The 22,047-nt window shown below is 70.2% G+C and carries 17 protein-coding genes and 3 tRNA genes; 7 read left to right on the top strand and 13 right to left on the bottom strand.

Features of this window, described 5'->3' with window-relative positions:
- Positions 1-42: 42 nt before the first annotated feature.
- The gene (locus tag ACFYZF_RS19920) at positions 43-1,530 is read right to left on the bottom strand and encodes a DUF2397 domain-containing protein (RefSeq protein WP_387022770.1); all 1,488 of its coding nucleotides are present in this window, start codon (positions 1,528-1,530) and stop codon (positions 43-45) included.
- Positions 1,531-1,821: 291 nt separating this feature from the next.
- Between ACFYZF_RS19920 and ACFYZF_RS19915 the strand changes: the two genes are divergently transcribed.
- The gene (locus tag ACFYZF_RS19915; protein WP_387022768.1) at positions 1,822-2,304 is read left to right on the top strand and encodes an NUDIX domain-containing protein; all 483 of its coding nucleotides are present in this window, start codon (positions 1,822-1,824) and stop codon (positions 2,302-2,304) included.
- A 52-nt stretch (positions 2,305-2,356) separates the two neighbouring features.
- Here ACFYZF_RS19915 and ACFYZF_RS19910 read toward each other — a convergent pair whose 3' ends face one another.
- A complete protein-coding gene (locus tag ACFYZF_RS19910; protein WP_387022766.1) occupies positions 2,357-3,571 on the bottom strand; it encodes an acyl-CoA dehydrogenase family protein in 1,215 nt (404 codons plus the stop codon).
- Positions 3,568-4,353, bottom strand: a complete 786-nt coding sequence (locus ACFYZF_RS19905; RefSeq protein WP_387022765.1) for a DapH/DapD/GlmU-related protein — start codon at positions 4,351-4,353, stop codon at positions 3,568-3,570. Before ACFYZF_RS19905 ends, ACFYZF_RS19910 begins: the two co-directional genes overlap by 4 nt.
- A gap of 153 nt (positions 4,354-4,506) precedes the next feature.
- Here ACFYZF_RS19905 and ACFYZF_RS19900 point away from each other — a divergent pair, with 153 nt between their 5' ends.
- Entirely contained in the window at positions 4,507-5,838 is a 1,332-nt protein-coding gene (locus ACFYZF_RS19900; protein ID WP_387022763.1) for a helix-turn-helix domain-containing protein, read from the top strand.
- A gap of 345 nt (positions 5,839-6,183) precedes the next feature.
- Positions 6,184-7,545, top strand: coding sequence for a tyrosine-type recombinase/integrase (locus ACFYZF_RS19895; RefSeq protein ID WP_387022761.1), 1,362 nt, complete (start codon positions 6,184-6,186; stop codon positions 7,543-7,545).
- Between the two features lie 93 nt (positions 7,546-7,638).
- Here ACFYZF_RS19895 and ACFYZF_RS19890 read toward each other — a convergent pair whose 3' ends face one another.
- The 4 genes from ACFYZF_RS19890 to ACFYZF_RS19875 all read right to left on the bottom strand — a co-directional run bounded on the left by ACFYZF_RS19890 (position 7,639) and on the right by ACFYZF_RS19875 (position 10,281).
- The gene (locus tag ACFYZF_RS19890; protein WP_387022759.1) at positions 7,639-8,853 is read right to left on the bottom strand and encodes a tyrosine-type recombinase/integrase; all 1,215 of its coding nucleotides are present in this window, start codon (positions 8,851-8,853) and stop codon (positions 7,639-7,641) included.
- Between the two features lie 327 nt (positions 8,854-9,180).
- Positions 9,181-9,253, bottom strand: a tRNA-Arg gene (locus tag ACFYZF_RS19885).
- A 35-nt stretch (positions 9,254-9,288) separates the two neighbouring features.
- A tRNA-Ser gene (locus ACFYZF_RS19880) sits at positions 9,289-9,379 on the bottom strand.
- 503 nt (positions 9,380-9,882) lie between these two features.
- Complete coding sequence (locus ACFYZF_RS19875) at positions 9,883-10,281, bottom strand: hypothetical protein (RefSeq protein WP_387022757.1); 399 nt, start codon at positions 10,279-10,281, stop codon at positions 9,883-9,885.
- Between ACFYZF_RS19875 and ACFYZF_RS19870 the strand changes: the two genes are divergently transcribed.
- On the top strand, positions 10,274-11,020 hold the full coding sequence (locus ACFYZF_RS19870; protein ID WP_387022755.1) for a hypothetical protein: 747 nt from the start codon (positions 10,274-10,276) through the stop codon (positions 11,018-11,020). The two genes, ACFYZF_RS19875 and ACFYZF_RS19870, sit on opposite strands and share 8 nt — an antisense overlap.
- A gap of 76 nt (positions 11,021-11,096) precedes the next feature.
- Here ACFYZF_RS19870 and ACFYZF_RS19865 read toward each other — a convergent pair whose 3' ends face one another.
- Positions 11,097-11,867, bottom strand: a complete 771-nt coding sequence (locus ACFYZF_RS19865) for a CPBP family intramembrane glutamic endopeptidase (RefSeq protein WP_387022753.1) — start codon at positions 11,865-11,867, stop codon at positions 11,097-11,099.
- A gap of 144 nt (positions 11,868-12,011) precedes the next feature.
- Between ACFYZF_RS19865 and ACFYZF_RS19860 the strand changes: the two genes are divergently transcribed.
- Positions 12,012-13,130: a globin domain-containing protein gene (locus ACFYZF_RS19860; protein ID WP_387022751.1), complete on the top strand. Its 1,119-nt coding sequence runs from the start codon at positions 12,012-12,014 to the stop codon at positions 13,128-13,130.
- Positions 13,131-13,302: 172 nt separating this feature from the next.
- On the opposite strand, the gene ACFYZF_RS19855 is transcribed toward ACFYZF_RS19860, so the two are convergent.
- Positions 13,303-14,832, bottom strand: a complete 1,530-nt coding sequence (locus tag ACFYZF_RS19855) for a peptide deformylase (RefSeq protein ID WP_387022749.1) — start codon at positions 14,830-14,832, stop codon at positions 13,303-13,305.
- A 325-nt stretch (positions 14,833-15,157) separates the two neighbouring features.
- Between ACFYZF_RS19855 and ACFYZF_RS19850 the strand changes: the two genes are divergently transcribed.
- Positions 15,158-15,934 (top strand): IucA/IucC family C-terminal-domain containing protein, encoded by a 777-nt coding sequence (locus tag ACFYZF_RS19850; RefSeq protein WP_387022807.1) that lies wholly within the window; start codon positions 15,158-15,160, stop codon positions 15,932-15,934.
- 26 nt (positions 15,935-15,960) lie between these two features.
- On the opposite strand, the gene ACFYZF_RS19845 is transcribed toward ACFYZF_RS19850, so the two are convergent.
- The gene (locus ACFYZF_RS19845; protein ID WP_387022747.1) at positions 15,961-17,811 is read right to left on the bottom strand and encodes a hypothetical protein; all 1,851 of its coding nucleotides are present in this window, start codon (positions 17,809-17,811) and stop codon (positions 15,961-15,963) included.
- 211 nt (positions 17,812-18,022) lie between these two features.
- Here ACFYZF_RS19845 and ACFYZF_RS19840 point away from each other — a divergent pair, with 211 nt between their 5' ends.
- Positions 18,023-18,733 (top strand): class I SAM-dependent methyltransferase, encoded by a 711-nt coding sequence (locus ACFYZF_RS19840; RefSeq protein WP_387022745.1) that lies wholly within the window; start codon positions 18,023-18,025, stop codon positions 18,731-18,733.
- A gap of 102 nt (positions 18,734-18,835) precedes the next feature.
- On the opposite strand, the gene ACFYZF_RS19835 is transcribed toward ACFYZF_RS19840, so the two are convergent.
- The 3 genes from ACFYZF_RS19835 to ACFYZF_RS19825 all read right to left on the bottom strand — a co-directional run bounded on the left by ACFYZF_RS19835 (position 18,836) and on the right by ACFYZF_RS19825 (position 20,648).
- Positions 18,836-19,369: a YbhB/YbcL family Raf kinase inhibitor-like protein gene (locus ACFYZF_RS19835; protein WP_387022743.1), complete on the bottom strand. Its 534-nt coding sequence runs from the start codon at positions 19,367-19,369 to the stop codon at positions 18,836-18,838.
- A 128-nt stretch (positions 19,370-19,497) separates the two neighbouring features.
- Positions 19,498-20,070 carry a hypothetical protein gene (locus ACFYZF_RS19830; RefSeq protein WP_387022741.1) on the bottom strand — a complete coding sequence of 191 codons (573 nt, stop codon included), beginning with the start codon at positions 20,068-20,070 and terminating at the stop codon, positions 19,498-19,500.
- 469 nt (positions 20,071-20,539) lie between these two features.
- Positions 20,540-20,648, bottom strand: a tRNA-Ser gene (locus ACFYZF_RS19825).
- Positions 20,649-22,047 lie beyond the last annotated feature (1,399 nt).

Genomic DNA, 22,047 nt, shown 5'->3' with positions numbered 1-22,047 from the left:
CAACGCGATGGAGACCTCACCGGTTACGACCATCGCTCGCATTCACACACTGAGCCAAGCCCACAATGGGCAAAGGCTACCGAACCACCCTCTCAGAGCTGACGGCGAGTGGACGAACTCCCCGATCCCATCGATTTCCTCGCGATGGCCCATCGCCCGGCGGATCAGGTCATACAACACGTCCAGCGCCCCGGCTGACAGCGTCACCTCGGCGAGCCGATCAGCAACCGCGCGTAGCTCGGCGTACACCGCGTCGCGCTGCCGAGCCTCCGCTTCAGCCTCAGCAAGCGCCGCGTACTCGCCAAGCGGATTCTCAACGATGCGCGCTGCGCGGCCACGTGCCGCAGGCTCCGCCCGGCTCGATACCGACACCGGCACCGGCACCTTCGATCCGCGCCACCACGGCTCGGAAGGTGGAGTCTCATCGACGTCGGGTAGAACCAACCAGTGCCGCGCCGAGGACAGGCTGAAGGCGTGGGCAAACAGAGTATGGGCCTCCCACGGTGTCGCCGCATCGAAGCGGCCGGCAAGACGAATCAGTTCCGCACGGCGACCTGGCGCGATTCCACCGCCACCGGTCGACCGCTTGACGTTGGACAGCAGCGAGCTGATCGCCTTGGTCGTGGCTTCCCGCAGGGCCCAAACCTGGCTGGGCCGACCCGGCCTGTCCACAAACCAGTCCGTCAGGCCCCGCCAGTCCAACTCCGAGCGCCCGCGTGCGCGCTCGACAGCCTCGCCGAGATCAGCGGTCGGAGCCAGCAGCCGCAACAGTTCGCTTTGCACCCCGCCGAGCTGGTCAAGGTATTCGGCAATCGGTGGGGTGTGCCGCAGCACGTCCTCGACGACCAGCTGGATGTACTCCACCAGCAACCCTCGAAATCCGGCGATCTCGTCGGGATTGAGGTCATGGCGGGCGACGACCTGCCCGAGATGCGCGTAGAAATCACGCACCGTGTCGGACAACTCAGCATGTTGCAGGAACAATGTCGTGACCTGCTCGGCCAACTGCTCGCGCTGCCGCACGACGACCCCAGCGTCGGCGCCCTGCCTCTGTTCGGCCAGAACTGCCTCGCCAATCGTCGACATGATCTCGTTCAAGCCCCGGCGAATCGCGGGCAGCAGCTCCCGTGAGACCTCACGGGCGCCCTCGGGGATCGCCAACAGTTCCTCGGCTTCGCGGTGCACGCGGACGGCCAACTTGTCCACTTGATAGCGCCGACTGCCGTGCGCGAACTCCGTGATGGACCGGGCGTTGGTTTCTCGCCGCCCAGGCACCAGATTGCCCCATTTCCGCAGTTGTTTGAGTCGGACAACGACCTGCTCGATCGCTGACTCGCCAACGTCAATGCGGCCGTCATGCTCAAGTTGCGTCAGCGACGCCGCGACTTCACCAGCTGACAGATCCGCAAGCAAAGTCGAGGTGAACACCCGCATGATTGCAAAGTGGGTCCGCGCCTCTGGGACAGAAAGGTAGGTATACAGGCGAAGGCGACGTCCCGCCTCGGCATGATCCCATTTCGCGTCGGCCACGCCACGTACAGTAGCCGAGTGCTTCGATCTCCGTCTGTCACCGGCCTTGGTCCGCCACGCCCCATGGCCTTCATCGAGGCCGAGGGATGGTCACAGCCGTAGGCTTGGCCACCCCAGACGATCACCGACCACCGCGGCGTCGTGTTCGCGCAGGACGGCGTCGACCGGTGGCGGGTCTGCCCGAGGTGTTCCACTTCCACGGATGTGAAACGGGTTGTCTGCGGGCGATGCTGGCCTCGTAAGACTGCCGAAGGTGCGTGGCAAGGTCGCCGGCACGGGTAGCCTGCGGCGGTGAGCACACCATCCGGCGACTACACGGCGACGCTTCCACGAAAACGCATGGGCGCCGCAGTTCTGTTCACCGACGCTGCCAGGCGGGCTCTGCTGGTCGAGCCCACCTACAAGGACTACTGGGAGATCGTCGGCGGGTGTGTCGACGCCGACGAGTCCCCCCGGCAGGCGGCGGTCCGTGAGGTCAAGGAGGAGTTGGGCAAGTCGATCGTCCCCGGCCGGCTGCTGGTGACCGACTGGGTGCCGCCGCGGCCGGGACGCACCGAGGGTGTCATGTTCGTCTACGATGGTGGTGCCCTCGACGAGCTGGGCACAGCTGACATCCAGCTGCCGCCGGACGAGCTGCGCAGCTGGGCTTGGTGTGACCAGGAGCTGATCCGGGACCGGATGTCGGAGCTGCTGGCCCGCCGGGTGATCGCCGCGCTGTGCGCCAAGGCCGAGGGCACAATGTTCGACCTGGAGAACGGCTTTCACACCCACTGACATGCGCCGGCGGCGCGCACCTTCGTCAGGAGGGTGCGCGCCGTCTTGCTGTTCAGGCTGCCTTGTCGTAGCTGTCGGCGGCTGCGGTGCCGGGTCGGATGGGTGCCACCTCGGTGACCGGTTCGGTCAGGAGGGTGACGCCGCCGGAGCGGTAGAGGCTGTCGTGGATGCCGTCGGCGTACAGCAGCCCGGTCAGGTCGGCGCGGGCCTTGGCGATCGGGTGGGCCCGCTGGAACCCGGCCGCCCCGATCAGCGGTGCCAGGTCGGCGACGGCGCGGACGGCGGTGTCGACGCCGGCGGCCTTGCCGACCCTGGCGGCGAAGTCGGCGTGCGGATGTGAGTCAGCGGCCAGGCGGCTGGTCGTGAGCGCCGCCAGCAGCGCGGCGGTGATTTCGGCGTGGGTGCGGCCGAGGACGACCAGGGCGTTGTCGCGTACCCGGGGCAGCACGCCGACCCTGATTTTGGCGGCCAGGGCGCCGGTGACCAGGGTGTGTGCCCCGGCAGCAGCGCCCAGTGCCGTCGCGGTCACCAGAGGCCGGAACCGGGCGAAGTGGCGTCGGAACACCCCGAGACCATCTCCGGTCCGGCTGACCAGGTCAGTCGACGGATCGACGGGCAGGTCGTGCAGGCGCAAGACGCCCCAGGACCAGCCGCCCAGTCCGAACGGCTCGATCACCTCCCGCTCCAGCCGTGAGGAGTCGGCGTCGACGACCGTGGCACTGATACGGCCGTCGGGGTCACGGAAGAACACCACGAACCCGGCCGATTCCATCAGTCGCGACACCCAGCACTTCTCGCCGGTCAGCCGCCAGGTCCCGTCACGGCGGACGGTGGCCCTGGTGGTGATCTCCTGGATGCGGGAACCGCCGTGCCGCTCGGTCGCGGCGATCCCGACCAGTTCTCCGGCGGCCAGCCGAGCGGCCCAGCGGGTGGCTGCCTGCGGGGTGCCCTCAGCCAGGATCATCGCGCCGTGTCCGTCTCCGGTGGCGTCGCGCAGGTCCAGGTCGTGGAACCCGGCGGTGAACTGCGCGAGGGCCTGCCAGATCCGCGCGGCCCGCCCGGCCGGAGCGCGGTGGCCACGACGGGCGAGTTCGCGCCGCAAATTGAGCAGCCACCGCGACCGGGCGGGCGTGTCCTGCGGCGCCGGTGTGCTCGCGCACAGGCTGCCGAAGTCGCCGGCAAGACGGTGCAGCTCCTGCCAGCCGGTGTCGTCGATCTCGGGCACGCTGGTGCGCAGCGGGTCGAGCCAGGTCATCGCGCTGGTCACAGGATCGCCTCCCCGCGCTGGGTGGCGGGCACGCCGTAGACGATGGCGCGGGCCCGTACGTCCTTGGTGACGACCGAACCGGCGCCTACCAGGGCGTGCTCACCGACGTTGACGCCGGCGAGGATGACCGCGCCGGAGCCGACCTTGCAGCCGTAGGCGAAGCTCGGCGGCAGCAGCGGTGGCTCGTTGTCGGGGTCGCGCCAGATCAGCTCCTTGTCGTTGATGGTCCGCACGCCGGCGCCGATGAAGGCCCGGTCCTCCACGACGGTGTCGGCGGTCAGGTGGGACCCGGGCGAGCAGCGCACGCCGTCGCCGATGGCACAGCCGCGCTCGATGGTCAGGTTCGCCGCGAGCTGGCTGGCTGAGCCGACCTTGACGTTGGTGCGCAGCAGAGTGTTGTGGCCGATGGTGGTGTCGTTGCCGACGCTGGCTCCGGCGTAGACGGTGGCGCCGGCGCGCAGCACCACCCCGGATCCGATCGTGGTGGGCGCGCCCGCGCCCTGGTAGACGCGGCGCACGGCGTAGCCGTACTCCGGCTCACCCACCGTCGCCCGATGCCCGATGCGGGTGTCGCGGCCGATGCTGGTGCCGCCGTGCACGACCGTGAACGCGCCGACGGCGACCCGGTCGCCGAGCACGATCGGGCGGATCGTGCCGAGCATGTCGGCGGGCAGGAACACCGCCGATGGGTGGATCTGGCAGCCGTCGCCGAGCTCCAGCAGCCCGGCCCGGATCAGGTCGGTGACGGTGATCGGGATGTCCGGTTTGCTCAGGTGCATCATCGCGGGACTCCTTGTCTCGCCCTGGTGGATGCGTCCAGCACACCCGCCCGTCCGACCGGATCGAAGACGTCACCGGGCAGGCTGCAACCTGCTTGCACGAGCCGCAAACATCGGTCACGCTCAAAGTCCCGCCATCGTGGATGGAGGTGCCCGATGAACACCCGGCCCGCGTGGACCGCGATGCCGGCCGTCACGCAGGCGGCCAGCAACGGCGACTACGGCGCCGTGTTGCGCACCGCGCGGGTGGCGGCCGGGCTGAACCTGGAGGACGCCGCCGCGCTGGCTGGGTTCTCCGCCTCGACGCTGAGCCGGATGGAGACCAAACGCAACCGCCACTGGGACGTGCGCGAGCTGCGCCGCCTGGCCGAGGTGTTCGCTATCCCGGCGTACCTGTTCGGGCTGTCGCGATCGACCTTCGACATCGGCGCCGATAGCCTGAGCACAGGTGTCGATGAGGATGGTGACCCGATGCGCCGACGCGACCTGATCGCGACGACCACCGCCGCGGTGACCGGGGCGCTGGTCCTGCCCCTGGACCAGGCCGCAGCCGCGCACGGCATGGCCGACACCGTCGAGGACATGCTGTTCGGCAGGGTCAGCCTCGCGCCGATTCCCGGCAATCAGCTGGCCGCGCAGCTCGCCGCAGCCCGCGCCGACTTCCGCGCCGCCCGCTACACCCAGCTCGCCCGCCGCCTGCCCCGGCTACTCGCGCAGGCCATCGCCGGACATGACGCTGCCGCCATCGACGAGGTGCCGCTGGCGGCCGGCCGTCTGGCCCAGGCGTATAACGTGGCCACCCAACTGCTGATCAAGCTGCACGACAACGGCATGGCGTGGGCCACCGCCGACCGCGCCGTGCAAGCCGCCCGTGGCGGCGACGACCCGATGGTGCTGGCCGAAGCCCGACGTCTGGCCGCGACCGTGATGCGCCGCACCAAGCACCGCGACGGTGCGCAGAAACTCATGCTCGACGCCGCCCGATCGCTACAGGCCGACACCAGCCTGCCCGACGCCGCCCACAGCGCCCTCTACGGCCAACTGCTGGCGGCGGCCTCCTACACCGCGGCAGTACGCGACGACCGCGAGACCGCCTGGGCGCTGCTCGGTGAGGCCGAAGACGCCGCCCGTCGCGTCGGCAGCGCCAAGGCCGACCGGTTCAACATGCTCGAACTGGCCGTCTACAAGATCAGCGTGTCGCGGGTGCTCGGCGACTACGGCAGTGCCGTCGACTACGCCCGGCTGGTCGACCCCGCCCGCATCGTCTCCCCCGAGCGCCGCGCCCGGTACTGGCAGGACACCGCCCTGGCACTGCACGGCCGGGGTCGCCCGCAGGCGACTTTCCAAGCGCTGCTGGCCGCCGAACGCGACACCCCGCAGGAGGTCCGCTTCCGCCCGTGGGCGCAGCAGCTCACCACCGACCTGCTGACCCGCGGCCACAGCCTCCCGGGCGTCCGCGAGTTCGCCAGCCGCGTAGGCGTGGCCTGACCCGTCCCGGCGCTCGCGCCCTCCTTCGTACGCGACGCTTACCCGCGACCCGGATATGCGACAGCCGCTTGCCTACCCGTTGCCTCCTTCAGTCTGAATCCCGGTTCAAGATCGAATCCCGGCTCACGAACTGAACTGAAGTCTCTTACGTGTGCCGACCGGCTCGTAGTCGATGGAAATCGTGAACCAGTCTGCAAAAGCGATTTTCGCCCAATCTCCCTGGGTGAGGGTATGACCACCACCAACAAAGGGAGAAAAGGAATGAAGAGCCACGGTGCTGTCGTGAAACGGTGCGGCTGCCTGGACCCGGCCACCAGGCGGACGCTGGGCAGGAACTGCCCGAGGTTGCCGGAGCCTGACCATGGGAGCTGGTATTTCCACTGCTCCACCCGGAATCTGCTCGGCCAGGCCGAGCGGGTACGTCGCGGTGGGTACGCGTCGGAGGCGGCCGCGCGGAAGGCCCGCGACGAGTTCCTGATCCTGTCTCGCGAGCAGCAGGCCGGCCGGTCATGGACGGTCACCCGGTGGTTGCGGTACTGGCTGTCGACCAGGACCCGGATCCGGCCCACGACCAGGATGCACTACACGCGCGATGTCGAGCGTTTCCTCGTCCCCCACGTCGGACACCTGATCCTCGGCGACCTGACATCGCGGCAGCTCAACGCGGCGTTCACGCAGATCGCCGCCACCCGCAACCGTTCCGGCCAGCCGCAGACACCGTGCACGTTGCGGCACATCCACACCACCCTTCGGGCCTCGCTCAGCGCCGCCATCCGGGAGGGCCTCATCGCGGACAACCCCGCCCGACGAGTGGAGCTACCAGCCCAGGAACGCCCCCTCGCACGGCTGTGGACCGAGAACAGGATCGCCGAATGGGAAGCCACCGGCGAGCGGCCGTCCGTCGCCGTCTGGACACCGGTCCAGCTCGCCGCCTTCCTCGACTACGTCCGCGACGACAGCCTGTTCGCCCTGTGGTGGCTGATCGCCCTACGCGGCCTGCGCCGCGGCGAAGCCGCCGGCCTGCGCTGGACCGAGATCGACCTCCAGGCCCGCCAACTATCGATCGTGCGGCAACGCACTACCGCCGGCTACAACGTCCACGAAGGCCCACCCAAATCCGCCACCAGTCGCCGCACCGTCGCCCTCGACCGGCACACCGCACGGATCCTGCGCCGGCACGCCGAGCGGCAACGCCACCACCGCACCCGCCGAACCGACGGCGGGAAGGTCTGCCACGACAGCGGCTACGTGTTCACCAGCCCCGACGGGCTACCCGTGCACCCCGGGTACCTCACCCAACGCCTCCGCCTCCTCGTCGACCGGGCCGGGCTACCCCCGATCCGGCTGCACGACCTCCGCCACGGCGCCGCCACCCTCGCCCACACCGCCGGCGCAGACCTCAAGACCATCCAACATCAGCTCGGCCACGCCACGATCCGGATCACCGCCGACACCTACACCACCAGCCTCCCCGTCACCCAACACAAAGCCGCCGAAGCAACCGCCCGCCTCGTCCTCAACGCCGGCAAACCCGGCGCCGAGATGCGACCACCCGCCAGGCGTCGCGATCACGGGAAGCGACACCCGACAACGACCCCGAGGACGAAGCCCGTCTCGGAACGGGATCAGCAGATGCCGCAAAGGGCCGAGGACAACGCCGACATGCAGCTGGAACCCTCGGGCCGCCGAACACGCGGATCTCGCTGATCACCCCTCGTTCACCGGACGGCCTGCCCTGGGACAGGAACTCTTTTCCTGCTCCCGGGCAGGCCGCAATCCGAAGCGCCCCCGCCTCGAAGATCAGGCTTGGTAGGCCCCCGCCAGGGACGCCCTGACCCGCACATGCTGTAGGAGAAGCTCGGCCGACGCCCGTACCGCCTGCTTGGCCATCTGCTTGAACACGCAGATGTAGGTCTCGATGGTGGTCAGCGGGGTGTGGTGGCCCATGTCCTCCTGGATCTGCTTCAGGTCCACCCCGGCGGCCGAGGCGATCCCCGCGGCGCCGTGCCGCAGGTCATGCAGCCGGATCGGCGGCAAATCCACGTTCTTGACCAGCTTCGCGAAGCGGCGGGTCAGCCAGTCCGGACGTACCGGCCGCCCATCCTCGTGCACGAACACCCGCTGCTTCGGGTCGACCCGGCCGAACCGCCGGCGTTGCCGGTGCCACAGATCCGTCAGCAACCGCACACTGAACTCGTCCAAAGCCAAGGTCCGCACCCCGGCCGCCGACTTCGGCGGACCCAACCGCTCCACCCCACGCACGACGATCACCTGCTCCCGGATGGTCAACTCGCCATCGGTCAGGTTGATGTCCTCCCACCGCAACCCGGCGATCTCGCCCCGGCGCGGCCCCCGCAACGCCACCAGCCACCACAACGCGAACAGCGGATCGCTCTGCACGGACTCCAGGAACCGGCCGACCTGATGCAGCCCCCACACCGCCACCCGAGGCCGCACTCCCGTGTCGTTCCACGCCTTCTCCCGCTCCGCGTCCCACACCACCGCCCGTGGGCGCGCCCCGTTCGGCAGCCGCAGGCCCCTGCCGGGATTCCGGTCGATCACCCCCTGCCGCCGTGCCGCGGACAGCGCGCTGCGCAGCACCGCACGGATACCGTTCAGCGTGCCCGGAGAAATCAGCCGTCCGCCCCGGACGTGGCGGTGCGAGATCCGGTCCATCGCCCGCTGCGCATCCCGGGTACGCAACTTCCGCATCCGGACGTGACCCAGCTGCGGAACGAGGTAGTCGTTCACGAGGCCGCGGTAGTTGACCATGGTCGAGGGACGCAGCCGCCCCTCGTTCTCCGACAACCAGAACTCCAGCCAGCGCTTCAGCGTCCACATCCCCGCCGCCTCATGCCCCGGCACCTGCCGCAGCGCCCAGCAAGCCCGCTCGGCCTCAGCCCGGCTGGCGAAACCGCCGCGACGCACCCGAACACGCCGCTCATCAACACCGGTCAACTGCACGGCGAAGTACCAACGGCCGTGGTCGAACTCGGCGAGACGCTCGCACCGCACACCCAGCTGGCGACCGGTCAGCCCGCACCGACAACCGCACCGTCGGTACACCAGGCCCGCCTCGTTGGCCCTAGCCACCCATCCCCCAAGACACCCGGACAGGCTAGACAGCAGGCACATGATGATCATCAACTGATGGGATCGTCAGCGCAGACGAAAGGGGCGGATCCGCATCATCCGTCCGCGAATCCGCTGCGCGTCAACCCCGAAAGCCCAGGTCCACGCGGCCCCACCAGACCCGGCACGTGGGTCACAGACGTGACCCACGTGCGACCCACACCGACCCAAAAGCCAGCGGCAACAATGAATATTGCCTGGTAGAACTTGTGCGCCCGAAGGGATTCGAACCCCTAACCTTCTGATCCGTAGTCAGATGCTCTATCCATTGAGCTACGGGCGCTTGCTGCTCGACCAGTCTACACACCGGCTTTCGCGCGGAGACTCCGGGATTCGAACCCGGGAGGGGCTTTAAGACCCCAACCGCATTAGCAGTGCGGCGCCATAGACCAGACTAGGCGAAGTCTCCTCGGTGGCCCGCAGACCACCGCGCCCGAGAATACAGGCCCGCACCCGTCCGGAGCAAAGCGACTACCGGTGCCGGGGCGGAGGCACCTGGGGAGGACCGTCCGGACCTCGGTGGTCGATCCTTCCCATCCAGGCGTTTTCCTGCTGTGCGGTGCCCGGATCAGGGCTACGATCCATCGACATGGAGGAGCAGCCGCCAAGCGACCCGCCCCGCCCCGAGCCTGGTGAGGGCGCGCGTCGACGCCGTCCTCCGCGCGCGACCTTCACGCCGCCCGTCCCTCCCGATCCCGCTGTGGCCCCCGCAGACGCCCCGCCTCCTGACGTGACGAGGTCACCTCCGCCCCGGGCCCGGGCGGCGGCCCCCACCGTGCTCTTTCAACCGCCCGATCCCGACCGACCGGCTCCGCCGCCTCCGGCCCCCAGGTCCGCCGCGGACCGGCCGGTCCCGGCCACCGACGCGGTCCAACCGCCTCAGCCGCCGGCGGATACGGCCAGCCGAGGTGATCAGGCGCGCAGCGGCGCCGACGATTCACCGCCCCCGGCGGCCGAGCCGGAACCGGCCGCCCCGCGCAACGCACCTCCCAAGGCTCGTGAGACAGGCGTCACCGCCGTCGGCTCGGCCCTCGGGGCGCGGGCCACCCGGAAGGCCTCCGCTCGGAAGGCATCTGCGGCCCCGGAGTCCGCCAGGGCGACCCCGACCGAGGAGGGCGCGAACCCGACCACGGCCGGCAGGACCGCCGCGCCGAGGAAGACCGCCGCGCCGAGGAAGAGCACCGGCGTCGCCCAGCCGAAGAAGGCCGCCGCCAGGAGAAAGGCCACCACCCCAGCGAAGCCGGCCCGCCCGGAGGCTACGACCACCCCGGAGGCTGCGACCCCCGCGAGGATCACCCCCGAGATGGCCACCGCCGAGGTGGTTGCGCCCGCGATGGCTGGTCCGGAGACCGCAGGCGTCGAGGCCGGCACCGGGGCTGGTGGCCGGGCGCCGGGGGCGGCGTCGGCGCGTATCGAGGTGGGTGGCCTGCGGGCGGCGGCCGTGCGGGTGCTCGACCACCCGGGCTTCGCCCCGGAGCTGCTGGCCCTGGCGGCGGTCCGGGCGCTGGGGCCGGGGGCGCGCGACTGGGCGGCGTCGCTCCGGGACGTCTACCCCGACGCGACGCCGGACGGGCTGGCCCGGCTCGCGACCCGGCGGTTCGTCCGGCTGGCTGCGGCGGGCGGGGCGACGGCGGCGCTCGCTGGCCTGTTCGCGCCTGTCGCGGAGCTGGCGGCGGTGCTCTGGACGCAGTCCGGCCTGGTGCTGCATCTGGCGGCGGCGTACGGCCTGGATCCGGCCGACCCGGAACGGGCGGTGGAACTGCTGGTGCTGACCCGGGTGCATCCGGACGCGGAGAGCGCCCGGGTGGCGTTGGCGGCGGCGGAGGCGGCGACCGACCCGGTCGAGCAGCCGTGGCCCCGGGTGGCTGAGGCTGCCTGGCGGTTGGCCGCGCCGCTGGCCGTGCAGGCCGGGGGGTGGCTGGGGCTGCGGGTGGCGTCCCGGCTGGTGCCGGGCGCGGCAGTGCTGGCCGCCGCGGTGGGCGGCTCGGCCTCCGCCGAGCGGCTGGCCGCCCGGGCGGTCGACGCCTACCGGCCACCGCGCGCCCGCTGACGGCAGCCGCCCACCGGGGTGGGCGGGGCGGGGCGGAATCGACGCGTGGCGCGGCGTCGGCTTGCGGTACGGCCCGTCAGAGCCAGTCGAACCAGGATCTCGGCAGGACGGCGTAGCCGACGAAGGCGACCACGTCGAGCAGGGTGTGCGCGACGATCAGCGGCATAACCCGTTTGGTGCGCAGGTAGAAGAAGGAGAACACGACACCCATCACGGCGTTGCCGAGAAACGCGCCGAAGCCCTGGTACAGGTGGTAGGAGCCGCGCAGGACGGCGCTCGCGGCGATCACCGCGCCGAGCCGCCATCGGAGCTGGCGCAGCCGGGTGACCAGGTAGCCGACCACGATCACCTCCTCCAGCACGGCGTTCTGCACGGCGGCGAGGATCAGCACCGGGACCGCCCACCAGACCTCCGGCAGGCCGGCCGGGACGAGGGTGGCGTTGACGCCGAGCTGCGCGGCGGCCCAGAACAAGGCCAGGCCGGGCAGGCCGATGAGCGCCGCCAGGCCCGCGCCCCGGGCCAGGTCGGAACCGGGCCGGCGCAGGTCCACCCCGAGGGTACGGACGGGGTCGCCGGGGTCGCGCGCCAGCAGGTGTACGGCGAGCAGCACCGGCAGCAGCGCGAAGACGATGCCGAGGAGCTGGTACGTCAGGTCGAGCCAGGGGCGGGCCGACTGGGAGGTGTTCAGCGCGGCGGTCTGCTTCGACAGCGGCCCGTCGGCGGTCAGCTTCGCGATGATCGACACGAGCGCGTAGACCGCCGACTGCCCGAGCGAGAGCCCGAGCACCAGCAGCGTCTCCGTGCCGAGGACCCGGCGGGACGCCGGCCGGTTGAGCTCAACGGTCACCGCACCACTGTGCCCGACTCCGACGGCCGGCGGGACAACGGACCGAGGGGCGGCATGAGGAGATCGCACATTCTGTGCGACCGGTGCACACGCTCCGTGGACATTCTATGGGGGCCCGATCCGCCGGTCAGGAGGAGGAGCGTCTTGGACAACGTCGCGCAGCTGCTGAAGGAGAGCTGGACCCTGGTCGAGGAGGACCGGGGCCGGTTGAGCGGTCACTTCTACGCCCGGCTCTTCCTCCTCGACCCCGCGCTGCGCCCGCTCTTTCCGGCGGCGATGACCGGCCAGGGCGACCGCATCCTGGACGCGATAGTCACGGCGACCCAGGTGGTGGACGACCCGGAGAGCTTCGACGAGTACCTGCGCTCGCTGGGCCGGGACCACCGGAAGTACCACGTCGACTCGGCGCACTACGAGACCATGGGCATCGCCCTGCTGGACGCGCTGCGCAGCACCGCCGGGGACGGCTGGAACCTGGAGTACGACCAGGCGTGGCGGGACGCGTACGCGGCGATCGTCGAGAAGATGCTGGCCGGGGCGGCGGCGGACGAGAACCCGCCGTACTGGCACGCCGAGGTGCTGACCCACCAGCGGCACGGCCCGGACACGGCGGTCCTGACCGTCCGCGCCCTCCAGCATCCGCTGCCCTGGCGGGCCGGCCAGTACGTCAGCGTCGAGGCCCCCCGGCACCTGCCCCGGGTGTGGCGGACGTACTCGGTGGCGAACGCCCCGAACGACGACAACGTCCTGGAGTTCCACGTCCGGACGCCGTCGGGCGCGGGCTGGGTGTCCGGGGCGCTGGTGCGCCGTACGAGGCCGGGGGACCTGCTCCGCGTCGCCGCGCCGATGGGGTCGATGACCCTGGACCGCTCCTCGGAGCGGGACATCCTGTGCGTCGCCGGCGGGGTCGGGTTGGCCCCGGTCAAGGCGCTGGTCGAGGAGTTGACCGGCTGGAACCGGACCCGCTGGGTGCACGTCTTCTACGGCGCCCGGCACGCCGACGACCTGTACGCGCTGGACGGGCTGCGGGAGCTGGTGGCCACCCACCCCTGGCTCTCGGTCACCCCGGCGTGCAGCGCGGAGCCGGACTTCGACGGGGAGCGGGGCGACATCTCGGAGGTGGTGGCCCGGTACGGCCCGTGGACCGCCCACGACTGCTACGTCTCGGGCTCGGCCCGGATGGTCCGGGCGACCCTGCGGGCGCTCGCCGGGGACGACGTGCCGCCTCCGAACATCCGGTACGACACCTTCGGCGAGCTGTAGCGCGACGCCGTACGGCGTTCGGCGAACGCGTCGGGCCGGGCCGGGCCGAATACGCCGGCCGGCGAGCGCGTTCGGGACGCCCGGACGAAGACCTTCCTCCCCCCGAAGAGGACCGGGTCGCGTGCCTCCGCCCCCTGGGGCACGCGACCCGGTCCGCCCCCTCGCTCGTCTCTCAGTACCGCCAGGGGTTGCCGGTCTCGCGGTACTCCTCCACCGGCACCAGCGGCACGCCGGGCGTCATCCGGTCGACGTACAGCCGGCCCTCCAGGTGGTCGATCTCGTGCGCGACGAGCCGGGCCATGGCGAACTCGAACGAGGTGATCATCCGGCCGCCGTCGCACTGCGCGTGCTCCACGTCGATGCGCAGCGGCCGGGGCACCAGCCCCCGGTGGTCGAAGAAGGAGAGGCAGCCCTCGTACTGCTCGTCGGTGTCCGGGGACGAGTCGACCACCCGGGGGTTGAGCAGGATCACCGGATCGGCACCCCGGTCGGACGGGCGGACCACGGCGGCGGCCCAGGCGAGGCCGAGCTGGGGGGCGGCGATGCCGACGCCCTTGCTGAACGGGTGTAGCTCGTCGAGCCGGACCAGCGCCGAGCCGAGCCGGTCGACCACGGCGCGGGCGGTCGCCTCGTCGGCCGGCAGGCCGAACTGGCGGCTGGGCTGGCGCAGCAGGTCCGCGCCGCGCTGCACTATGCCCAGCCCTCGCATCCGGTCGCTGGCCCGGACCCGGCCGCCGCCGACCGGCCCGCCGGAGTCGGACTCGGGCGGGCGGCTGCGGAACCGCCACTGCAACCGGTACCGGGCGTTGAGCGGCGGGTCCTCGGTGGCCCAGTCGAAGATCGCCCGGCCGCCGCGCTCGTGCCGGCTGATCGGGCGGCGCAGCGGCCCTTCCTCGGACGAGAGCGAGGTCTCCACCCCCCATACCTGGGGAGCCAGGTCCGTGGGCAGGTCGAGCCGGACCGCCAGGTGCCGGGTCGGCAGGCGTACGGCGCGCTGGAACCAGGGGCCCCACTTCTCCCGGCTCACCCGGTACGCGTACTCGATGGTGACCCGCTCGCCGGGGTAGAGCGGGAAGCGGCCCTCGTCGTTCTCGAAGAGCAGCCAGATCTCCTTGAACGCGTCCCGGTCGTGCTTGGCCCGCCAGTGCATCGGCTCGGGCTCCCCGCCGTCGTGCCGGTACGACAGCAGTTGCAGCTCGGCGAAGGTGAGCGGGTGTTCCCGGTGGTGCCGGTTCGACCGGCCGGGATCGTTGGGGTACCGGTCGACGGCGACCCGGACCAGGTAGCGGGTCACCGGTTCGGTACCGGCGTTGTAGAGCTCCCGGCGGATGACGCACCGGTAGCCCTCGTCGGTGTGGGTGAGGGTGGCCAGTTCGCCCTCCACGATCAGCCCGGTGCCGGGGGGCATCCACTGGCCGGGGGCGGGGTGGTCCCGATGGGGCGGGGTGGGGCGGCCGTGCCGGAGCTCGTCGTACTCCCGGAAGCGCTGCCAGATCGCGCCGCTGGCCTCCAGGACGGCCTCGGCCCGGCGGGCGAAGTCCTCGGTCGGTCGGTGCCGGCGTCCCTCGACGTGGCTGATGTAGGACGGGTCGAAGCCCATCAGCGTGGCCAGTTGCTTCTTGGACAGCCCCCGCCCGGTCCGCTGCCGGGCGAGTTCGGCCGCGAACGAGTCGGCGGCCCGCTCGATGGGAGAGGTCGTCATCAGCTTCCTCAACGCCGGGGAGTACCAGTTTCACTTTCCGTACGTGAACGCGCACAGAATTGGCATCTTGTCGACACTCGGCTTGACAATTCACGCATGAACGTCAATGCCTACGGCGGCCCGATCTGCCCCGACCGACCGGCGTTTTCCCCGGTCCTGACCGGGTAGTGCCCCGGCGTGCCCCCGAGGCCGTGGAGCCCGCCAGGGTGACGACCGCCTCCCGGTCGCCGCAGACCGGGGCTTCCCCTATCCCGAGGCGTTGGTTAGGCTAGCCTTAGTTCGCAGCTCGGAACTTCGGTCGAGGGGAGATGCGGTGACAGCGGTGATGCCCACGCGGGAGACCGCGACGCCCCTCGCCCCCGTGACCGCGACCCTGCGTGCCATGTTCGGCACCGACGACCTGCCCGGGCTCGCGCCGGGCCTGCTGGTGACCGACGACCGGTTCGGCTGGGCCCCGGCCACCACCCTGGTCGACGGGACCCGGCTGCCCGAGCTGCTGCACGCCGCCGCCCTGCTCTGGGGCGGCACCCCGCACGCCTGCGCCGCGCTGGCCTGGAAGTCGTACAGCTACTGGGTCGCCCTGCCGGCCGTGCTCGGCTGGGCGGCGGCCCGCCGGGTGCCGCTGCTCGACCCGGCCGACGTGCTGATCCACTTCGAGGACCACCGCCCGCTGGTCACCCTCGGGCTTCGCCGGTCCACCACCGTCGCGGTGCTCCCCAACGACCCGCTGGCCCTGGCGGGGCTGCCGGAGGTCCGGGTCGTCGCCGACGAGGCCGAGCTGCTGGCCGTGCTCCGCGCCTCACTGCTCGACGCCCACCTCACCCCGCTGGTCACCGCCATCCAGGCGGAGGTCCGCATCGGCACCCGTACGCTGCTCGGCTCCGTCGCCTCCGGCATCGCGCACGGCGTGCTGCGGGCCGCCGACGCGCTGCCCGGCCCCGCCACCCGGCACGTCGAGACGCTGCTGCACGCCCTCGACCTGGCGGACCTGGTCGAGCTGGTGCCCGGCCCAGCCGGCGAGCCGACGGTCCAGCGCCGCACCTGCTGCCTGGCCTTCACCCTGCCCAGGCCGAAGGTCTGCCAGGGCTGCTGCCTCCGCTGACACGGACCGGTCCGCCGGCGGCGGGCTCAGTCCGTCAGCGGACGGACGTCCCAGACCCAGACCCCCCCGGTGTACGTGGGGCGAACTCCGGTCAGCTCGGTCATCCCCCGGCGTAGCGCGTCGGCGTGCTCGTGCGGGCCGAGCAGCACCACCCCGGCCCGCCAGTACCGCAGGTCCTCCAACGCGGACGCCCGGATCGGCGCAGTGACCGGCGGAACCTGGCCGGTGCGCCGGATAGTGATGAAGAAGCTGCTGGTGGGGCGGGGCGGGGCGGTGAACAGGGCGATCCGCCCCTCTGGTGCCCGCGGCCGGGTGTCCGGCCCGAGGAAGTAGCCCCGGGCCAGCGGCAGGTCCAGGCGGGTCGCCGCCGACCAGCGCAGCGGATCGGGGTAGTCGGTGTCCGGCAGCGGCAGCGTCACCACGCTGCGCCCGCCGGCCACGTACGGACGCCAGGCGCCGGAGGTGACGAACTCGGGCACCGGGTCGAGGCGTACCGAGGGCAACGGGGTGGGGAACGCGGGGAGCAGCGCCATGGTCAGCATGGTGGCGGTGGCGAAGCGGATCTGCGGGCGGGCAACCGGGTGCTCCCGGGCCAGCCGGCGGGCCCGTTCCGCGCCGAACGCGAGCAGCACCCCGACTATCGGGACGGTCGCCAGCGCCCACCGGGTGGGCACCACCGAGTGCAGAATCGGCAGGTTTTCCAGGGCCGCCCAGGGCCCGGCGATCCCGGTCGCCCGGCCCTCGAACTGGATCTCCCGGCCGAGGGAGAGCACCGCGAAGAGCAGGCCGACCGCGGCGAGGCCGAGGACCACGGGGCTGCGCCGCAGCCACCACACCAGGGCGCCGACCAGGATGACCAGCGGCCAGCCGAAGAAGCCGTTCTCCTCGGTGGGGTTCTTGACCAGCTTGAGGTTGGCCTGCGGGACGCCGGCGATCGACTCCCGGCCGAACGCGGTGAACGAGGCGAGGTCGGTGCGGTAGCCGCGGATCAGCTCGGACAGGCCCTCGTACGCGCCGGGGCCGAAGAACTGCACGTACAGCGGGTACGCCAACAGCACCGCGGCCAGGGCTGCGGCGACCGCCAGCCCGGCGAGGAACGGCCGGGCCCGCCGGCGCAGCTCGGGCCGGCCCAGGGCCAGTACGACAACCACCACGCCGAGCCCGATGGCGGTCATCAGCAGGATCTCCAGGTTGATGAAGGCCTGCCAGACGATCACCAGCGCGAGCAGCACGCCGTTGCGCAGCCACCGGCCGCCGTCGGGCAGCCGCAGGGTGCGCCAGACGATCAGGGGCACCACGAACTGGCTGACGATGTTGGGATGGGCGTTGGCGTGCGAGACCATCGCCGGGGCGAACGCGCAGAACCCGGCCCCGAGCCAGGCCGGCCCCCGGGAGCCGACCAGCACCCGGGAGAGGACGAAGTACCAGGCGGTCGCGGTGGCGATCATGCCGCCGGTGAGGAACACCAGAAAAGCGATACGCGGCCCGAGCAGGACGGTGACCGGCGTCATTGGCAGAGAAATGGATAATACGGACGTGTTTGCCATGAGATTGACGCTGTCCGGCACATTCATCCGGTCCGAGCCGAACGGATAGGCGAAATCGGTCAGCACGCGTGCGCCGTGCGCCATCATCCACTCGAAGAGCGCCTGGTCGGATCGGTTGTCCCGGACCCCGTGCGTCGGATTCACCCAGAGCCGGACGGTCACCCAGAAAGCGATCAGCGCGAAGCTGAGCACGGCGAGGACGTCCGTCCAGCGCCCCCGTCGGGACGGCGCGGCCCTGCCCACCCCCTCGTCTGACACGTCCGACACCGGGGGTTCGGCCTCGCCGCCCCCGGGCTCGCCTTCGGGGCGGTCCGATTGAGGAGTAGTCATGACAATTCATAGAGTAGTCAGGGTATGGCACTGACGTGACATGTTTCTGGGGACTGGCGTACTATGTGCCGGGTTCGCCGACCGCCGATCTCGTGCCCGCCCCCGACCGCAATTCGGCCACCACGATGCCCCGATTTCCCCACCGTCCGCTTCGGATGGTTCACTCTGTCGGTCCCGGGGCAGGTCGAGTCACACCGTGAGGAATCGACGCATGGCAGAAATCACTGGGGATCAGCGTGTCCAGTCCGAGGTGCTGGAAGGCCTCGCGACGGCGGTCAACCACCGCAGGTGGTTCGTCGAACTGGCCGTCCCACACCTCGGTGACAACCCGATCGAGATCGGCAGCGGGCTGGGTGACTACGCCCTGGCGTGGGCGGACCACTTCCCCCGGTTCACCGCCACCGAGGCCGACCCGGACCGGCTGGTCGCCCTGAAGGAGCGCCTCGCCGAGCAGCCGAACATCGAGGTCCGGCAGATGCTGCTGCCGCACTCCGAGCGCGGGGACTACAGCGCCGCCGTGTCGTACAACGTGCTGGAGCACATCGAGGACCACGTGAGCGCGCTGGCCAGCATGCGCGACCTGGTCCGGCCGGGCGGCACCGTGGTGATCATCGTGCCGGCGTTCCAGTTCGCGATGGGCCCCGCCGATATCGCCACCGGCCACGTCCGGCGGTACACGAAGAAGACCCTGTCCGCCGCGATGACCGAGGCCGGCCTGACCGTGGAGAAGATCCACTACGCGAACGCGCTCGGCCTGATCGGCTACTTCATGGCGACCAAGGTCTTCCGGCTGATGCCGAAGGAGGGCCCGATGGTGAAGGTCTACGACACCCTCGTCCTCCCCGCCACCAAGGCGGCGGAGCAACTGGTCCGCCCCCCGTTCGGCCAGTCCGTCTTCGCCGTGGCCCGCGTCCCCGCCTGACCCCCACCCCCGCCGGCCCCGCGATCTTGCACTTTGGGCCCGGGCAATCCGGGCATGTGCCGCGAGACGCGGGCCGCAAGTGCAAGATCGCGGGCGGGTGGCTCAGTCCTTGACCTGGTACGTGGGGCGGATGACCGCGCGGGCCAGGGTGTGGAAGGCGAGGTTGAAGCCGACGTACGCGGGGGTGGCGTCCGGGCCCACGCCGAGGCGCTCGACGTCGATGGCGTGCACGGCGAAGACGTACCGGTGCGGGCGGTCGCCGGCCGGCGGGGCGGCGCCGCCGAAACCGGTCACACCGTAGTCGTTGCGGATACTGGACGCGTCGCCCAGGGCGGCCTCGTCGACGCCCCGGGACAGTTCGGTCACCGAGGCGGGAAGGTCGACCAGCACCCAGTGCCAGAAGCCGCTGCCGGTCGGCGCGTCCGGGTCGAAGCAGGTGACCACGAAGCTCTTCGTCTCGGCGGGGAAGTCCGACCAGGCGAGCTGGGGCGAGACGTTCCCCCCGCCGACGCTGTCGTGGGCGTATCGGGCATCCATCGGCTCGCCGTTGTGCACGTCGTCACTGGTCAGGGTGAACGACGCAACGGTCGGCAGCAGCTCGTACGGGTCCGGGGCGATCGGTCGTTCCAGGGACATCGGGGACGGTCCTTCCGGTGAGCACGGTTTCCTGCCGCCCTTCTTACCCCGCCACGACCCGAAATCGACCGCCGGCACGTCGGATCGGCGCGAAGGGCCTACGGGTAGGGCCGGCCGGAAAACCGGCCCTACTGGGGAAGACGCCGACACTCGCCTGCTTCGACCGGCGTCGTCGTGGCCGATGCCGGCTCGCCGGCGACGTACAACGAGTAGTCGGACCCGGTGGAAAGACCGCGGGCCCGCATCTGCTCGGCGACGGCCACGTGGTCGTCCGTCGAGTCCTGAGGGTGCCCCGGCCGGTCATCGGCCGAGGTGGCGGTGTCATCCGACATGATCCCGGCTCTCGGATGCTCCGGCGTGACCATGCCCGCGGACACGAACGGCTCCATCAGCACGTGGTACTGCTCAGCCGTCAAACGGTCGCGCTTCAGCACGCCGCGCGCCGCGATCACCGTGCCGCTGATCGCGCTCGACATCAGCTCAGGCTGGTGGGCATCGAGTTCCTCCGTACGCGGCCGGAAGCTCGTGAGCACGGTCCTACGGATCTCAGAGTTCTGGGACGCGGAAACCTTGGCCGCTCTGCTGGCGTCGCGCCCGCCCTGTTGCCACAGATCGAGGGCACGATCGAATATCCGGGCCAACGTCTCAGGAGCAAGGCCGGCGACCTCGCGCATGAACCCCCGCGTCTCGTTGTCGAGCATGGTCACTCTCCTTAGGCCAGCATTCGTCGCGCCGAGCCTAGGTGGCGGCTGTGACGTCCCTGGCAAGCAGTGAGACTGACCCACCAGCAGACGATAGGCCCCTGGCCGGCGTTTTCGCTGTTCAGGGAACAGACTGCTGTTCGGGGGCGGAGGGCGCGAGATTCGAACCCAACCCACGAAGACTGGTTGCCGCTCATTCGCCGCCGACCGGGCGGCAGGGGCCGGTGGCCGTGGGCCGCCGCCGGTACAGTGCCGCAGCATGGGCGCACTCAAGCCGTGGCACATCGCCACGCTCTGCTGTCTCGTCACGTCGGCAGCGCTGCTCGCCGGTCTCGTCTGGTTCCTGGTGAGCCGGGCGAGCCGCCGTCGCTAGAGGCGGGGCTGCCCGTCCGGCGTCATGGGCGAGAACCAGTGGGACCGGGTCAATGCCACAGGCATGCCCCCTGTGGCATTTCTGCTGTTCGGGGAGCGGAGGGTGTGGGATTCGAACCCACGAAGACATCGCTGCCTTACCGGTTTTCAAGACCACGCAACTCACGGCGCTGACCTGCTGCTATGCGAGCCAACGCCCACCCTCCGACACGAATACGACGCATGGAGCATTCAGGTCGTGCCCTGACCCACCAACCCAGGCGGGCCGCAAGGACCGCGTCCTGACGCTGGCGGCTACCCGTCCGCTTCCTCGGGTTACTCGGGGGCGTGGTTGCTGTCACGCCACTATCTGTCGGTAGCACCGCAACTCGCGGCTTAGGAAGCAGGTAGCACCGCGCTACCAAGAGGACGCACGACCGATGAGCCCGGGTTAGGTCGGTGAGCTTGATCACTCCACGTATGATCCAGATCTTGTGACAGAGCCGGACTGGTCGCTTACGAGCTCCGTGCGTCGCGTCCGCGCGCATCCGCCCACGGCTGCACGCTCGGAGCTTCGGCCTTACCAGCGTTTGTAGTCATGCCCCCGGGCAGTGCGCCTGCTGGCAGCGTTGCTATACACCCCTCATCTCGACGGCGACCGCACGTCCGGCAAAGGTTGGCTGCTGCAGCCTCGTAGCGGCTCGTGTCAAGACCACTAAAGGCCATCGTCGTATGGCCGGCTTGGCATCGCCCCCGGCCAAGCATCGTCCTGCACAAACGATCATGGTGCGCGTGGCGGGCACCCTCGTGCTACCTGCCCCGTTAGAGATATCGTCTGAGTCCAACGTTTCACGGACGGGAGCGAGCCTTGGACGAGGTGGCGGCGTCTCTTAGGCGGGGACTAGCATGGCTCGAAAAACGGCAGCAACGAGATGGCTCATGGGATGGCCCAAGCGCTCAGGCAAAACTGACGGCTACCTCACAATCCCTCCGGGCCTTCACGGCGTGCGGCTTTCCTGCCACCTATGGGACAGTTTCCCGAGCCATTCATTGGCTATGCGAGCCTAGCCATGTAGTTAGTCTCAATCACCACTTCTGGCGGCTTGGAGCCCTTTCGGAAGTTCGCGCATCCGGCATTCCCAGGTCAGTCGTCGAGGGCGACGCACTGGCATTGCGCAACGCGATTGACGGCCACGTGAGCATCGACGGACAGCTCAACTATCGAGCCTATCTTATCGACTGCATGGTTAGCCTAAAAGAGTCCCCTGATTGGCTGGGAACCTACACAGCCACTGTGAGGAATAGCCTGCCTGCAATCATCGATGACACCCCAGCGCTATGGGCATTCGTAGCACTAGAAAGAGCAAAGGCTCTCCCACCGGGCAATTTTAGCTTCGACACCTTGGCGAAGAGCCTCCGAAAGCAAGGCGGAGCCTACCATCTCAATGGATCGATAATAGAAACAAGCTACTTCGTTCTGAACTGCTGCCGATCCGAGCAAGTGAGCCAAGATCCAGCATTGCAGACAGTTATCCATGGCGCAGCAAGGTGGATCGTTGGCCGACAAGATCAAAGGACAGGTGGATGGCCGACCGAACCACCTCTATATAGCGGCGATCCACAATC

Origin of the sequence: Micromonospora sp. NPDC001898 (assembly GCF_042891255.1) — a bacterium.
Taxonomy (GTDB): Bacteria; Actinomycetota; Actinomycetes; order Mycobacteriales; family Micromonosporaceae; genus Micromonospora.
The sequence above is the reverse complement of the archived record's forward strand: the minus strand, read 5'-3'. Positions and strand labels throughout refer to the sequence as shown.